This window comes from uncultured Nostoc sp. (assembly GCF_964245575.1).
Classification (GTDB): Bacteria; Cyanobacteriota; Cyanobacteriia; order Cyanobacteriales; family Nostocaceae; genus Nostoc.
This window is the reverse complement of the sequence record NZ_CAXTNP010000196.1, coordinates 1-15,245: the sequence shown is the minus strand read 5'-3', so window position 1 is coordinate 15,245 and position 15,245 is coordinate 1. Positions and strand designations below refer to the sequence as shown.

Annotated in this window: 12 protein-coding genes and 1 pseudogene; 4 read left to right on the top strand and 9 right to left on the bottom strand. The window is 43.3% G+C overall.

The annotated features are described in order from the left end of the window. The first annotated feature begins 90 nt into the window (after nucleotides 1–90). Nucleotides 91–894: a tetratricopeptide repeat protein gene (locus ACFFAP_RS26025; protein WP_375513933.1), complete on the top strand. Its 804-nt coding sequence runs from the start codon at nucleotides 91–93 to the stop codon at nucleotides 892–894. 58 nt (nucleotides 895–952) lie between these two features. On the opposite strand, the gene ACFFAP_RS26020 is transcribed toward ACFFAP_RS26025, so the two are convergent. From ACFFAP_RS26020 to ACFFAP_RS26010, 3 genes are all read right to left on the bottom strand, one after another. After that, on the bottom strand, nucleotides 953–2,341 hold the full coding sequence (locus tag ACFFAP_RS26020; protein ID WP_375513932.1) for a cytochrome P450: 1,389 nt from the start codon (nucleotides 2,339–2,341) through the stop codon (nucleotides 953–955). 86 nt (nucleotides 2,342–2,427) lie between these two features. After that, nucleotides 2,428–3,231, bottom strand: a complete 804-nt coding sequence (locus ACFFAP_RS26015) for a TIGR01548 family HAD-type hydrolase (protein ID WP_375513931.1) — start codon at nucleotides 3,229–3,231, stop codon at nucleotides 2,428–2,430. 43 nt (nucleotides 3,232–3,274) lie between these two features. Further along, nucleotides 3,275–3,745, bottom strand: a complete 471-nt coding sequence (locus ACFFAP_RS26010) for a DUF29 domain-containing protein (protein WP_375513935.1) — start codon at nucleotides 3,743–3,745, stop codon at nucleotides 3,275–3,277. A gap of 240 nt (nucleotides 3,746–3,985) precedes the next feature. On the opposite strand from ACFFAP_RS26010, the gene ACFFAP_RS26005 reads away from it, so the two are divergent. Further along, on the top strand, nucleotides 3,986–4,285 hold the full coding sequence (locus tag ACFFAP_RS26005) for a 30S ribosomal protein PSRP-3 (protein WP_069071048.1): 300 nt from the start codon (nucleotides 3,986–3,988) through the stop codon (nucleotides 4,283–4,285). Nucleotides 4,286–4,295: 10 nt separating this feature from the next. Here the strand turns inward: ACFFAP_RS26005 and ACFFAP_RS26000 are convergent, their stop codons facing one another. From ACFFAP_RS26000 to ACFFAP_RS25980, 5 genes and pseudogenes are all read right to left on the bottom strand, one after another. Next, a complete protein-coding gene (locus tag ACFFAP_RS26000; RefSeq protein WP_375513934.1) occupies nucleotides 4,296–6,059 on the bottom strand; it encodes a protein kinase in 1,764 nt (587 codons plus the stop codon). Nucleotides 6,060–6,184: 125 nt separating this feature from the next. Then, nucleotides 6,185–8,299 carry an SPFH domain-containing protein gene (locus ACFFAP_RS25995; RefSeq protein ID WP_375513930.1) on the bottom strand — a complete coding sequence of 705 codons (2,115 nt, stop codon included), beginning with the start codon at nucleotides 8,297–8,299 and terminating at the stop codon, nucleotides 6,185–6,187. Nucleotides 8,300–8,452: 153 nt separating this feature from the next. Beyond that, nucleotides 8,453–8,866, bottom strand: coding sequence for an ATP synthase F1 subunit epsilon (gene atpC / locus ACFFAP_RS25990; RefSeq protein ID WP_375513929.1), 414 nt, complete (start codon nucleotides 8,864–8,866; stop codon nucleotides 8,453–8,455). A 163-nt stretch (nucleotides 8,867–9,029) separates the two neighbouring features. Continuing rightward, nucleotides 9,030–10,478 carry a F0F1 ATP synthase subunit beta gene (gene atpD, locus ACFFAP_RS25985; RefSeq protein ID WP_375513928.1) on the bottom strand — a complete coding sequence of 483 codons (1,449 nt, stop codon included), beginning with the start codon at nucleotides 10,476–10,478 and terminating at the stop codon, nucleotides 9,030–9,032. Between the two features lie 250 nt (nucleotides 10,479–10,728). After that, nucleotides 10,729–10,845 (bottom strand): annotated as a pseudogene (locus tag ACFFAP_RS25980) (PEP-CTERM sorting domain-containing protein); the annotation flags it as partial. Between the two features lie 974 nt (nucleotides 10,846–11,819). Between ACFFAP_RS25980 and ACFFAP_RS25975 the strand changes: the two are divergent. Then, nucleotides 11,820–12,644, top strand: a complete 825-nt coding sequence (locus ACFFAP_RS25975) for a SirB1 family protein (protein ID WP_375513927.1) — start codon at nucleotides 11,820–11,822, stop codon at nucleotides 12,642–12,644. Between the two features lie 133 nt (nucleotides 12,645–12,777). On the opposite strand, the gene ACFFAP_RS25970 is transcribed toward ACFFAP_RS25975, so the two are convergent. Continuing rightward, the gene (locus ACFFAP_RS25970) at nucleotides 12,778–13,218 is read right to left on the bottom strand and encodes an SRPBCC family protein (protein WP_375513926.1); all 441 of its coding nucleotides are present in this window, start codon (nucleotides 13,216–13,218) and stop codon (nucleotides 12,778–12,780) included. A 199-nt stretch (nucleotides 13,219–13,417) separates the two neighbouring features. Here ACFFAP_RS25970 and ACFFAP_RS25965 point away from each other — a divergent pair, with 199 nt between their 5' ends. Next, nucleotides 13,418–15,049 carry a mechanosensitive ion channel gene (locus ACFFAP_RS25965; RefSeq protein ID WP_375513925.1) on the top strand — a complete coding sequence of 544 codons (1,632 nt, stop codon included), beginning with the start codon at nucleotides 13,418–13,420 and terminating at the stop codon, nucleotides 15,047–15,049. The last annotated feature ends 196 nt before the right edge of the window (nucleotides 15,050–15,245 follow it).

The window sequence follows — 15,245 nt, the reverse complement described above, 5'->3', positions numbered from 1 at the left end:
TTAATGAGCCTTTGAACTCCATTAATGAGTCCCATGCTCAATTACAAATGACAAATGACAAATGACAAATGACAAATTAGGTAAACCTAGATGATTAAGTTGATTGGTATTTTTCTCAGTCTTTTAATTGTGTTTGGCTGGGCTACTCCAGTCATGGCACAATCTCAACAGCCCATTACTCAAGAACAGTTAAGACAAGGCGATGAGTGGGCAAATCAAGCGTTTATAGCAACGAACCAAGGTGACTTTGCGACGGCTGAAACTTACTGGACAAAGATTATTGAGCAATTTCCGACGAATGCGGGGGCGTGGAGTAATCGGGGAAATTCGCGGGTGAGTCAGAATAAGTTACAAGAGGCGCTGGCAGATTATAACAAAGCTATAGAACTAGCGCCGAATGTTACCGATCCTTATTTGAATCGGGGCGCGGCGTTGGAAGGGTTGGGAAAATGGGATTCGGCGATCGCAGATTATAATCATGTCTTAGAACTCGATCCTAATGATGCGATGGCGTATAACAATCGGGGAAATGCCAAAACAGGTTTAGGAAAATGGGATTCGGCGATCGCAGACTACAAAAAATCTAATGAGATAGCCCCAAATTTTGCTTTCGCCCGTGCTAACTACGCCCTCGCTCTTTATGAAACTGGTCAAAAAGAGCAAGCAATCCGTGAAATGCGAAATATTGTTCGTAAATATCCCAGGTTTGCTGATGTGCGTGCGGCCCTTACAGCTGCATATTGGGTAAATGGAGAACAAGGCGAAGCCGAAAGCAACTGGGTAGCAGCTTATGGATTAGATAGCCGTTATAAGGATATCAACTGGGTAACAAATATCCGCCGTTGGCCGCCCAGTATGGTGACAGCTTTGGATAAGTTCTTGAAAATCCAGTAATTAGCAAGTAAATCAAAGGGGAAGCGAAGCGATCGCTCCCATCTGATTGTGAAACTTTCTACACTGAGTTACTCTCAAGAACTCGCTGATTTTGCTGACGCTTTCCAGTTACCACCATTGGTACACCACCGCCTGGTGCTAACAGGAAGCTTTTCCGAACTGGCAATACTGGCTTTGTATCAGCTAGTTTCATTTGCCAATCAGATAGTATAGTTGCTAATACCAGTTTCATTTCAAACAGGGCAAATGCCATACCAATACAGCGACGATTCCCACCACCAAAAGGCAAATATTCAGATGGAGTAAATTGTCGTTCTAGAAACCGATCTGGCTGAAACTGCTTGGAATTGGGGTATAAATCTTCTCGATGATGGCTCAAATAAATACAAGGAACCAATATAGTACCAGGGTCAAATTTGTAGCCTGCAATTTCTACAGGGGATTTAACCAATCGATTTAATCCCAACATCGCCACTGGATACAGGCGCATTGTTTCCGAACAAACTGCATTCAAATAAGGTAATCGGAAAATGGTATTTGGGTCTTTGTTGTCACCAAGGCTATGCAGTTCTTGCACCAGTTTTTCACGGACTTCCGGTTGATGATGAATCCAGTACAGCGCCCATGCCAAAGAACTAGCTGTAGTTTCATGACCTGCAATTAACAAAGTCATCAATTCATCACGTAATTCCAAGTTTGTCATCGGCTCACCTGCTTCATCACGAGCCGCCATCATTAAAGACAGAATATCACTTCCAGACTGGTCAGCAAGCGATCGCCTTTCTTGAATTTCAGCATAGATCAGATCATCCATTTCCTGCCGCAAACGTAAATAACTGCCCCAAGGACTACGAGGCCCTAAATCCTGTCGTAATAATGGGAACATGAGCAGTATTGCCCGCATAAGAGGTCTTTTTGGATTCAGGATAGCAATCAGGATTTCTTTGAGTTTTTCATAACGAAGTCCTTCCTTTAGACCAAATACAGCCTTCAAAATCACCTGAAAGGAGATTTCTTGCATGGATGACAAGACTGTAAAGGTTTCCCCGATTGGCCACTCGCTAGTTACTTGCTTGGTGATTTCACAAATTAAATCACTATAAGCCTGCATTCTTTCCCCATGTAGAGGAGGTGTCAGCAGTTTACGCTGGCGCTGGTGAGGTTTTCCTTCTAAGGATAGTAGAGAATTTGGCCCCAATAAAGGCGTTCCTGAACCTGCTGCTGCACCAGAATCTAACTGTTTGGGATCTGTGGTAAAAATCTGCTGAATCGCTTGAGGATTGCTAATGAATACTTGAGGCGTAAAAACTGGGCCAATTCGGAGAGTGAAGAGATCACCATAGCTTTTAGCACAGTCTTCCATGTATTCCAATGGGTTAGTCAGCCATTGATACGTCTGTACCCAAGGATGAGTTTGAGGGCCATTAGGCAGTTTAAGTGCAGACATTTTTATTTATCTCCCAATCATTGGAGCAAGATTGTTATCAGCTAGTCATTCATCCACGCATAGCTTGATTAATCTTAGAACACAGATTAAGCAGATGAACTTACCAATTCTTGAATCTGCCTTGGGGTTAATTCTTGCACATTACGCAAAACTACAGCTGCTCCTGCTGCTATTAGTGTCTCACTGTATGCATCACTACGCGCTGCTGTTTCCTGGACATGGGGCGGTAAAACTCCTACTCCAATCCAAGGGCGAGAAGAATCTAAACGCCGCGCTTTCTCGACGGTATACATATCTGCTACCGTATCTCCCACATACACAATCGCTGATTTTTGCTCAATTCCATTTTCTAATTCACGAACTGTAGCAAAAAGTCCAGTGGGGTCAGGTTTACCTGGCGCATCTTCCATCGCAATCAACACTGGAGATTCTAAGCCCAGACGCTTTTCCAAAATGTAGTTAGCTGAACCACGAGTCGCACCGCTAAAAAATCCCCAAGCAATCCCCGCTTGGGTAAGTTGTTCTAAATAGCTAGGTTGTAATAATAAGGGTTCATTACAGATATACCCAGTAAAATTATTTGGGTCTGGGCCGCGGTAACGCGATTGAAAAAAAGCAATGATCGCACTGTAATCTAGTTGCAGTTGTTCGCGGCTCTGTTCTTGAGTTTCAAAGTAGCGGTAAATTAATTCTTGCGATGCTTCCCAATCGTTATTCCACACACCTTCAGACTTTAGTTGGTCAATATCTTGTGGGGTTGGACGATATGCTTGGGTAGTAAAATATTCTACGGTATCTGCGATCGCTCGGCGATAGGAACCGCTAACATCGCGCACAACGCCATCAATATCGAAAACAACGATTGCTTTTGCAGAAGTTTGTTGAGTCATGGGTAGGCAGGAAAAGAGTTTTAAATCATCATAAAACGTGAGATCATGACTCAGGTAAAAAATCGAGGTCGAGAGCTTGCTCTGGCGTGAAGAGAGATTTTTCTGGGAAGATAGCGATGGCTAATCCAGTTTCAATCACAGCCAGCCGTCTAGCGGTTTGGTAGTTTTCGTCAAAAACCTGATCAAAGTGAGGCTTTAAACTCGGACTTTCCTTGAGTGCCTTTTGGACTCGCCTACGGTGTTCCAAAATTGTGTACTGCCAACTTTTTGACCGTCTTTCAGTTTGAATTTGGTATTTCAGCAGACGTATCAGCAACACTTCCAGATTGCTCTCCAATGACCGCTTTTCACTTCTGCCCATCGTTTCAATTTCTTCAATCAGATTGTCTAAGTCCAGTTGTGTGAAATTCTTTTGCTTGAGCAGTTCTGCGGTGGTTTGAATCCACAGGTAAAAGTCTTGCTCATACAAAGAAGAACCAGATGTTGTTTGAGATTGTGGCAGTTGGGCAGTCACGTCGCTTCGCTCCGAATTCAAAATTCACTCATTCAAAATTCAAAATTAATAATTCCCATAAACAAATTTACTTGCTCTCTATCATAAGTCTGTTTCGGTCACAAGCACCTTTAGTTAGCGCCGACTAAACCTTATGCTAGACCATTCTCAATCACTGTTTGGTCATTTGATAGAGTATTGCGTTAAAATAAGCGATCGCTATCCTAGTTAAGTAATGCCCGGAAATTCCCGGAGGTGTGATTGACCAAGTTTATTTTGAAAATTCTGTGGTTAGACGAGAACGTTGCTCTAGCAGTCGATCAAATTGTCGGCAAAGGCACAAGTCCCTTGACTAAGTACTTTTTTTGGCCCAGAAATGATGCCTGGGAAGAGTTAAAAAAGGAATTAGAGTCCAAACATTGGATTACTGACGTGGATCGTGTCGAGTTGCTTAATAAAGCGACAGAAGTGATTAACTACTGGCAAGAGGAAGGCAGAAACCGTCCAATGGCAGAAGCTCAGTTGAAATTTCCAGAAGTTGCCTTCACAGGTAGCGCCTGATATTACAAAATTAGCTATTGTCCTGTTCTACAAGCTGCCACAGTTTGATAGTCTTGTCCCGGCTGGCACTTGCAATTAATTGTGTAACTTTGCTCACAGCAACAGCAGATACTGAGTCTACATGACCAGAGAGAGTAACAATCTCTTCTGCTGTGCTTACCTTCCAAAGTTTAACTGTTTTGTCGCAACTTGCACTTAGGAGTGTTTCGCCATCGGCAGTAAAAGCCACAGCCACCACAGACCAAGAATGGCCTACAAGTGTGCAAATTAGCTGACCAGTGTTTACCTCCCACAATTTAATAGTGTTATCATCACTACCCGTCGCCAAAATTTTCCCATCAGGACTAAAAGCGACTGTCAAAACCGCCCATGCATGACCCGAAAGGGTGCCTAACAAGCTATAGCATGGGCGGTTTTGAAGTTCTCTCTGGGAAGCTTCTAATCTAGGTATCTGCCACAAGCGAATTGTTCTGTCATAACTAGCGCTAGCTAAAAGCTGTCCTTGGGGACTAAATGCCACTGAATTTACCTGTAATTGGTGTCCAGTTATGGTGCAAATTTCTTTGCCAGTATTGACATCCCAGAGTTTGATTGTCTTATCCCAGCTACCACTAGCGAGAATCTGCCCATCTGGACTCAAAGCAACTGATTTTACAGCGCGTGCATGTCCCAAGAGGGTGCAGATTTCCTCTAATGTCTCAACCTGCCACAATTTGATAGTTTTATCATCGCTAGCAGTTGCCAGAATTTTCCCATCAGGACTGAAGGTAACTGATTTTACAGCTTGCGAATGTCCTGATAAGCTAGCTAGGACTTTTTTGCTATTTAAATCCCACAATTTGATGTTTTTGTCATCACTAGCACTGGCTAAAATGCTACTGTCAGGACTAATGGCAAGGGCATTCACACTACTCAATGTCCCAGAATGCCCAGTTAGGGTATGCAAGCATCGCCAAGGAGGATTTGGTAATTTAAAATTTTGAGTTTTACATTCCATACCCATTGCTTGCATAACTTCATCAGCCGATTGAAAGCGGCGGTTAACAGCATTTTGCAGCAGCTTGTTGAGGATTTGCACTAAGCGTAGACTCTTGGAGTCTTGTCGCCAGACATCGCTAACTTTGGTAGTAAGATATTGTTGCCAAACCCAGCAATCGTTAGCAATATCAAATAAATCAAAGGGAGGAATCTGAGTAAGTAAGTAAATACAAGTTACACCCAAGCTATATAAATCACTGGCAAAAACGGCTTTTCCCTTCGCTTGTTCTGGTGCAGCGTATTCTGGACTGCCGATACTAGTTTCAAATGTTAGCCGATCAATTTCTGTGACAATTTTCGCAGTCGTAAAATCGACTATAACAAAATCTCCCTTCTTGATAATTGGGGATCTACGGATGATATTGTGGGGTTTAATATCGCGGTGGATGATGTTGCGATCGCTAATAAACTGAAAAACTGGCAACACATCTTCTAACAGTTGCCAAATCTGAATTTCATTAAAAGCGCCTTCCTCTTCAACCACCTGAGCTAAATTAGTGCCTGCAATAAACTCCTGCACTAAATAAAAATGCCCATCCTGCTGAAAATAAGTTAATAATGCGGGAATTTGGGGATGCTTTCCTAATTTTTCTAGCTGTTGCGTCTTTTGCTGAAAAGTAATAGAAGTCTCATATTCCGGCGATAATTCTTGAACAACGCAAGGAACTGGAGGAAACTCACCCTCATCTACAGCGAGGAAGGTTTTACAGAATCCCCCTTTACCAATCTGCTTCATTAAACGATAACGTTCTTGTAAAAGCAAAATTTTCCTACCTATAAAGTTGGCAATATGCCCACAATAAGATATAGCCGTTTGTTTTTTGTAAGGGCACAATAATGTTATGCCCCTAGCTGATATTTTTAATGTTGCTTATCCACTGGAAAATTAACAATTATAGGTGGAAGACCATTTTCTGCGGTAGGTTGTGTTTGGGTAACTATCGGTTGTGCATGTAAAGGTGTTGGTGTCAATTCACCCTTACCAGTTTGATTCCATAAAATCATGGATAGTAGCCCATCTACTAAGCCGTTATTGCTGCCGTTACTGCCAACCAAGACATCTGGAATCAAGCGGACATTGCGATCGCCGATAATCTGCATTAGCTGCATTGCTGTATAACCTTGTGACCCCAAAGCTTCCACACCAGTCCGATAGGTTTCAGCTTTGGCGTTACCTGTGGCACGAATACCTTCAGCCTCAGCAATTGCCCGGAGTTTTGTACCCTCAGCTTCACCATTCGCCTGTTTAATTTGGGCTTGGGCTTTCAAATCAGCAATCTGCACACTCTGCTCTGATTGCACCATTTCTTGCTGAATATCAGCCAGTGCTGTCTCCCGGACAAGTTGTTGCCGTTGGGTTTGCGCCATCTGCTGAACTTCGTAAGTTTTGCGTTGTTCCTCAGCAATTTTACGCTCTGTGAGTGTGTGCATTAATTCATCTGGTGGCGTAATCAAACCAATCAACGAATCCACCGCTTGCACATCATAAGCACGCAAAGCAGATTTAACGTATTCGGAGGCTTCAGCTTGGCGTTCGCTTCGCGCAATCAAGAAATCCAAGATAGTATACTCTTGAGCCGAGTTGCGGAAATAATTCCCCACAATTGGACGCAAAACCTGATCGATGACGTTTTGCATCGAACCTAAGCGTGAAATTACTTTTGGTGCATCTGAAGCACCAATGTGGATAATTTGGAATATCTCTAAATTAAAGCTGAAACCATCAAATGACAGCAGTTTTAGCGCCTGCAAGTTGGTATCATAACCATGGTTTCCAATGATTCTTTCAGTGAAGTTTAAGACAATATTTGTTGTTGGTACTAGCTCAATTTTCATCACCTTAGTGTTGAGCGGGTGTTTCCCAGGATACAAAGGCTCAACCCAAACACCCTTATGTCCTTGGTTGACCAAATTCCCGTGGGTGAAAGATGCTCCGCTCACATCTTGGTGTTCTTTGCCTACGAAAGAAATCACCACACCCACATAACCGATAGGGATTTCAGTCATCGGTACTTGTTCAATATTTACCAACCAAGGGTTCAAGTTCCACGAACCTGATAATAGTACCTGTTCTTGTAAACCCCGTTGTCCCCCAGCATCGATAAATTTTTGACCATTCTGGAAATTATCATGTCCACTAATGATGCGTCCAGCGATTTCACCTGCTGCGATCGATGAACCATCTAAAGTAGTAACAATACCAACCTTCTCTGCTGCTATTTCATGGATGTGCAACTGTTGTGGACTCATGCCATGAGCGCTAGCATTTGCTGCTGTAATCACTTTAAACAGCGCAGTGTTGATGCGGTAAGTACCTGCGGTGAGAAAACCCATTTGCCGCCCTTTTTCTCCACCTTGGGTGAGAAATTTCCGAGCATCTTGGAAGTTATCACAATCAACTATTTTGCCCAAAATCCGCTCTGGTGGGTTGGATGCTCCATCTGCTGCCACAATCAAAGCGATTTCCCCTTGGGGAACGACAATTACCGACTCTTTCTTTACAGAATACTGCCAAGACCCATAGCCCCAGTGCCAACCAGGAGCTAGAGTATCAGCCTGTAAGCCAGCCTCCCCGTTGAGGGCAATCAACCGTCCAGCAGGGAGTCCACGCCCGGAAAGGGTAAATTTCCTTACCACAATGCCGACTTCACGTTCGCCGATGACTACAAGTCCGCCAAAGAATAGGGGGACAAATATGACTAAACCACCAACAAGTACGATGGGAGTCAGTACAAAAGGATTAATTCCAGCAGCTTGATATTGAGTCTTGCTAATTTGTAACTGGGCAATATTTGGTTTGGTCTGATTTAGCTGGACTGATGCCGAAGTAATTTCTTTTGCAGTAGTTATTTTGACAGAAGTAGCATTAGCAGAATGAATACTACTAGCGAACGCCAACGTTGCTACGATAGATGCTGCAAAACGAGCTACCTTATTTTGTTTATGTGTACCAAGGCAAGATTGAAAACTTTTCATAATTTGTGCCCCTTTGGGCAACTAATTAGTTAAGTTAACACTTCACCAAGGCTTGCCTCGATTTCTTAAACTTGGTGTAATTTTTTTAAAATTTAATAAATATCTTGTAGGTTGGGTAATGTCCAACCTACAAAGTTGAAATAGAAAGTAAAATTAGACCAAACCGCCAGCCGCTTGAAACCGAGCGCGGGCGCGTTTGAAGGCTTGAGTTGCCTGAATTTGGGCTTGGCGATCATCTGCTGTCACTTGACTTAGACGCGCTTCTGCTTGGTTGTAAGCAGTACGGGCTTCATCAAGGTTAATTTTGTCGCCACGTTCAGCGCCGTTAACCAGAATTGTCACTTCATTTTCTTCGACTTCGGCAAAGCCACCCAAAAGGGCGATCGCTTCCCAATTCTGATTTTTCGCGCCGCGAACTCGCATTACACCAGTATCCAGGGCGGTCAATAGTGGTGCGTGTCCAGTTAGAATACCTAGTTGACCAGTAGTGCTAGGCAAAACTACTTCTTCAGCTGGGGCATCCCATACTGTTTTGTCTGGGGAAATTACACGAACGGTTAATGTCATTTGTCTTTTGTCCTTCGTCCTTCGTCCTTTGTCCTTTGTCCTACCCTGCGGGAAGCCGATGGCGCGTCTATGTCATTTGTCTTTTGTAATTGCCATTAGTCATTAGCAGTTGAACTAATGACTAATGACTAATGACTAATGACTAATGACTAATGACTAATGACTAACCTTTGATTTTTTCAGCTTTGGCGATCGCTTCGTTAATATCGCCAACCAAGTAGAAAGCCTGTTCTGGCAGAGCATCCAACTCACCAGACAGAATCTTCTGGAACCCTTTGATGGTATCTTCCAACTTCACATACTTACCAGGAGAACCGGTAAATACTTCTGCCACAAAGAACGGCTGAGACAAGAAACGCTCAACTTTCCGCGCCCGCGCTACGATCAAACGGTCTTCTTCAGACAATTCATCTAAACCGAGAATGGCGATAATGTCTTGGAGTTCTTTATAACGTTGCAGAGTTGATTGCACCGCCCGGGCAGTACTGTAGTGTTCGTCACCGACAATGTTGGGCTGGAGCATGGTGGAAGTTGAACCAAGGGGGTCAACTGCCGGATAAATTCCCTTAGCTGCCAAACCGCGAGACAGTACTGTTGTACCGTCCAAGTGGGCGAAGGTGGTAGCAGGTGCGGGGTCGGTGAGGTCATCCGCAGGTACGTACACTGCCTGAATGGAGGTAATCGAACCCTCGGTAGTTGAGGTAATCCGCTCTTGCAGTTCACCTACGTCGGTTCCCAATGTGGGCTGATATCCAACCGCAGAAGGCATCCGACCCAGTAGAGCGGATACTTCTGAACCTGCTTGCACAAACCGGAAGATATTATCAATAAACAGCAGCACATCCTGCTTGTTCACATCCCGGAAGTACTCTGCTACTGTTAATCCTGAAAGACCAACCCGCATTCTCGCTCCGGGTGGCTCGTTCATTTGACCGTAAACTAGAGCAATTTTTGATTCGTTGAGGTTGTCTTTGTTGATAACCCCAGATTCCATCATTTCGTTGTAGAGGTCATTGCCTTCACGGGTGCGCTCACCCACGCCAGCAAAAACGGATACTCCACCATGCTGGGTAGCAATGTTGTTAATCAACTCCATCATGATTACGGTTTTACCAACACCAGCACCGCCGAACAGACCAATCTTACCGCCGCGTCGATAGGGAGTCAGAAGGTCAACAACTTTAATCCCAGTCTCAAACACAGAAGGTTTGGTTTCCAGGTCGGTGAATTTGGGAGCAGAGCGGTGGATGGGTAAACTTGCCTCAGCATTTACAGGGCCCCTGTTATCCACAGGTTCGCCAAGGACGTTGAAAATCCGGCCCAAAGTGGCTTTACCAACTGGTACGGTGATGGGAGCGCCTGTATCGGTGACTTCAAAACCGCGCACTAAGCCTTCGGTGGAACTCATCGCAACAGTCCGCACCTGGTTGTCGCCCAGCAGTTGCTGTACTTCAACGGTGATGTTGATTTCCTGTCCAGCTTCGTTGGTGCCAACGATTTTCAAAGCGTTGTAGATTTGTGGCAATTTCCCGCCGGGAAATTTAATGTCTACAACTGGGCCAATGATTTGGGTAATGTAGCCTATGTTTGTTTTTTCTGCGGTTGTGACCATGCTGCGCCTAATGATTGAAGCTATATTTCAGATCCGGTCGGAGAAGACATAAGAATAAGCAATGTCACCTTTCACTGTAGCACCGGACGGGGACATAACTCCCTTAGTAATTCCTTAAAAAGCAGCTTGGCAGCTGTGGCATTAGATGAGGCTTCTAAAGCGATTTGGAAAGACTAGAAATCAAAAACTGCCGTGTTAGGATTGGGCGATCGCTAACACGACAGTTATTCAGAGTAGTTTTGAGAGAAATTTAGCCTTTAGCTACGGCTTTCTGTTGCTGTTTGCGCTTCAATAGTGAAGTCGCACCGAAAGCACCTACTGCTAACACACCTAACATTGAATCAGATTCGGGAACAGGCTGGCTGGGAGGCTCACCGATGCCTAAAAAGGCAAAGATAAAGGTATTGGGTATTTTTGTACTTGCACCATCTAGCACATTTGCCTGTCCTAAAGAGTACATGTCAGCACCAACAGCAGTTAGTGCAGCCAATGCATATATTTCGTTCAAAGCTGCACCGTAGAAGATATTAAAGCTACAGTGGTTAAAAACTTAGGGTAGCGATCGCACATATAAACATTAGTTATTGATTACTGGTATAGCATTAGCTTGATTTCAGCTAACCGTATAATTACGAGTATTATTGGTAAATAGAGTTTTAAAAAGAAGTATTATTACTAAACTTTACTAAAACTTTACAATAGTAATTCGGATATTTCTAAAATAGAAAAACTGCCAAAAGCCTAATTTTATGCAGCTTGTATATTGATTGTCCGGCTGTTATTAGATGAATAAATATATAAACTTATAGTAAAATTGTTTGCAATCGATACACAACTATTGTATTGTTTGCTATTTATAAACGCAGACCGTCGTAGACATCGCTGACACAGCATTCACTAAAAGTTAGTTGGCGGTGATTATAGTTTGCGAAGACAAGACATATCGGGGAAGTTTACATAAAAAATCTGCCCTCTCTACTGATCGCAGAAAGAGCAGCGTAATACCATTTATTCAAATAGTTAATACACATCCTCTTAACGCCATTTCGGAATCTGAGTAATTAATAATTACTAATTGGTACTTTAGTATCATACATCTTTACATTACTTAAAACAGATTTAGCAGATTAAAGTACCACAAAAGTCTAAATTAATCAATACGTATGAAGCGACATTAATCTAATTTCATCCCCTGGATAGATTAAGGTGATGAAACTTATGCACAAACTAGATTTCCAAATCTTCTGAATATCCCTAATATAAAAATAGGTACAAAAAACTATTTTCAGTTCAGCCAAGCCGCTCTCGCTTCATCCTCATACTTCCACCAAGCAACAGCTTATGAATTTCTCGTCAGCACGACAATATTTTTATCAAGAGATTCAACAGTCTGACGAACACATTGACCTAGCAAAGGCAGCTTTGTATATTGCACAGGAAGAATATTCCAATCTAGACCCAGAGGAATATCTCAACGCCCTTGATACAATGGCATGGGAGGTTCAAGAACGCCTGCCTGATTCACGATATCCTTTGCGGATAGTTCAAAGTATTAATCAGTATCTCTACGAGGATTTAAAGTTTTCTGGTAATAAAATTGACTATTACGACCCGCGCAACAGCTTTTTCAATGATGTAATTGACCGCCGACTAGGGATTCCTATTACCTTGGCGTTGGTTTACCTGGAAGTTGCTCGACGGATTGATTTTCCGATGGTGGGTGTGGGGATGCCAGGACATTTTCTGATTCGTCCAGATATTCCAGAGATAGAAATTTTTGTGGATGCCTTCAATGGTGGCGAAATAATATTTGCCCAAGATTGCGAGGAACGGCTGTCTCAACTTTATCAGCAATCTGTAACGCTACAACCAGAATTTTTAGCTGTAGTTAGTAATCGGCAATTTTTGGCGCGGATGCTGACAAATTTAAAGTTTATTTATATGAAACAGCAAGAGTTAGAAAAAACGCTAGCAGCAGTTGAACGAATTTTGTTACTGTTTCCTGGCTTAACTTTAGAATTGCGCGATCGCGGTCTGATCTACTATCAACTCGGTTACTATCCCCAAGCTGTAGACGACTTACAAAATTATTTAGCAAAAGTTCCCGATGCCCAGGATGCATCTGTGATTCGGCGGCTACTTACCGAATTGGGTAGAGAGGAGTAGGGAGTAGGGAGTGGGGAGTGGAAATGAGGGAGCAGGGGGACAAGAGGTGAGAACTTGCAACAAGTCTTTTCCCTTGTCCCTAATTCTCCTTGTCCCCAAGTCCTCTTCACTATGCCCAATGCCCAATTACGAATTACGAATTTTCTGCTACTCGTTTGAGGCGGCGCAGTTGGGCTTGCATATCTTCTTTTGTCCAAGATGCAGCAAAGGTGTTAAAACCCCAACTAACTAAGGGATTAGGAATATCGTACTCAAAGCGGTTGAGTAGGAGCGTTCCCTTTTCTGTGGGTTGACATTCCCAGCGATCGCGTCCTTGAAAAAATCCCTGAAATTCCCAAACTACCAAACCTGGTTGTCGTTCTACAACTACGCTATTCAACGTGGGTTTCAGTAGAGGAATTTGAATGATAAAACGACTTTCACTACCAAGATCAGTACTCCAAGTTTCACCCACAGGTTCGCAACGGAGAACGGGATTGAGCCAGCGATGCATGAGAGCTAAATCGCTAATACAGCGCTCCACCACCGTAGCTGTAGCATTAATTTGAATCGATTGTGACAAAACTTGAGACATTTTATATCTCTAATGCTGTTGCTGCAATTAGAATAACGCAAAATTCAGCACTGTCACTAGATTCAATCAAATATTAGTAACAAAGTCAAAAATTACTCTTGATATCAATGGCATAAATGTATGTTTTTACTGGTAAATTGATAAGCAAAACACTGACTTAGTGTTTGCGGCGAATACTTAAGCTTAATTCCCAAAAAGCATGAACACAACTTGGCAAGGAATAACCCAGGTGATAGGAGTTGAATTTTTGGCACAATCGCCCAGCCTGCAATCGGCGCAACCAGCAGTGAATCAAGGAATCGCTGATGTGCAAGATATTGTTCAACAGTTGATTCTGTTTACACCCCGTCTGCTGGGGGCAGTAGCAATTTTGTTAATAGGTTGGCTAATTGCAGCGATCGCAGCAGCAGTGACGCGAGGAATCCTTAATCGTACAAATATAGATAACCGCATTGCCGCAGGGATAACGGGTCGTCAAGATGTTCCCCAAGTGGAGAAATTAATCTCCAGCTTAGTTTTTTGGAGCATTATCCTGTTGACGGCGGTAGCTGTTTTACAGACATTGGATCTAGAGATAGCCTCTCGACCCCTGAATAATTTTCTCAATCAACTTATTGGCTTTTTGCCAAAGTTGGTTGGTGCAGGAATCATTTTGGTAACCGCCTGGTTTTTAGCGACCATTGTCAGGATTATCACTGTGCGCTCATTACAGGCATTTAACCTGGATGAGCGTTTGAATCCAGAACCAGAAGACAGGACACCCAGCCTCAATCAGCTGTCTCTGAGTCAGACGATTGGCAACGCTCTGTATTGGTTTATATTTTTACTGTTTCTCGCTCCAATTTTGGATACTCTCGGACTACAGCAAGCTCTACAACCAGTACAAGCTTTAATTACAGAAGTTCTGCTAATTCTGCCAAACATTTTAGCGGCGATATTAATTGCTGTAGTTGGCTGGTTCATAGCTAATGTGGTGCGGCGGATTGTAACAAACTTGCTGGCGACAACTGGTATCGACCATTTAGGTAGTCGATTGGGATTATCTTCGGCTGCGGGGGTGCAACCTCTATCGAGTATTATCGGCACAATTGTCTATGTTTTGATTTTGATTCCTGTAGCGATCGCAGCGCTGAATGCCTTGCGAATTGATGCAATATCAATACCTGCGATCGCAATGCTGCAACAGGTTCTCAACGCCCTCCCTGCCATCTTTACTGCCGTAGCAATTTTGATTGTTGCCTATTTCGTCGGGCGGTTTATCGGGGATTTGGTTACAAGTATCCTCACCAATTTAGGCTTTAATAACATTTTCAGCATACTGGGTCTGACAACACCCAGCAGACGAGTCGTAATTTCTACAGAATCAACAACTCCCCCGATTCCAACCCGCACACCATCGGAAATTGTAGGTATTGTTGCCTTAGTGGGGATCATGCTGTTTGCAACGGTGGCGGCAGTGAATATCTTGAATATTCCAGCCCTGACAGCATTAGTGTCTGGTATTGTGATCGTATTCGGGCGGATTTTGGCAGGATTGATAATATTTGCCATTGGCTTATTCCTGGCAAATCTGGCTTTTAACATCATTACCAGTTCCGGCGACCGTCAAGCCCAGATTTTGGGACAAGTGGCGCGGATTGCCATCATTGGCTTAGTCTCTGCAATGGCACTGCAACAGATTGGAGTTGCCAGTGATATTGTAAATTTAGCCTTTGGACTTTTACTAGGTGCGATCGCAGTTGCTATTGCCCTAGCTTTTGGTCTTGGGGGGCGCGATATTGCCCGCGAGCAAGTTCAAGAATGGCTAAACTCTTTCAAAGGTAGAAACTAAAAGTTGATGAAGGCGCAATTTCATCTGTAAATCTCGGAAAGTGCAGCCGTAATCATTAATAGTGCAGAAAATCTCTCGGCAATTGTGCTTAAGAGGTTAAAAGTTAGAGCTGAGAAACTCGGAGTTTGAGTGTAGAATTTGACGTTTCGAGTTCTAAAGCTCAAATTTCGAGTTCTAAAGCTCAAGTTCCGAGTTC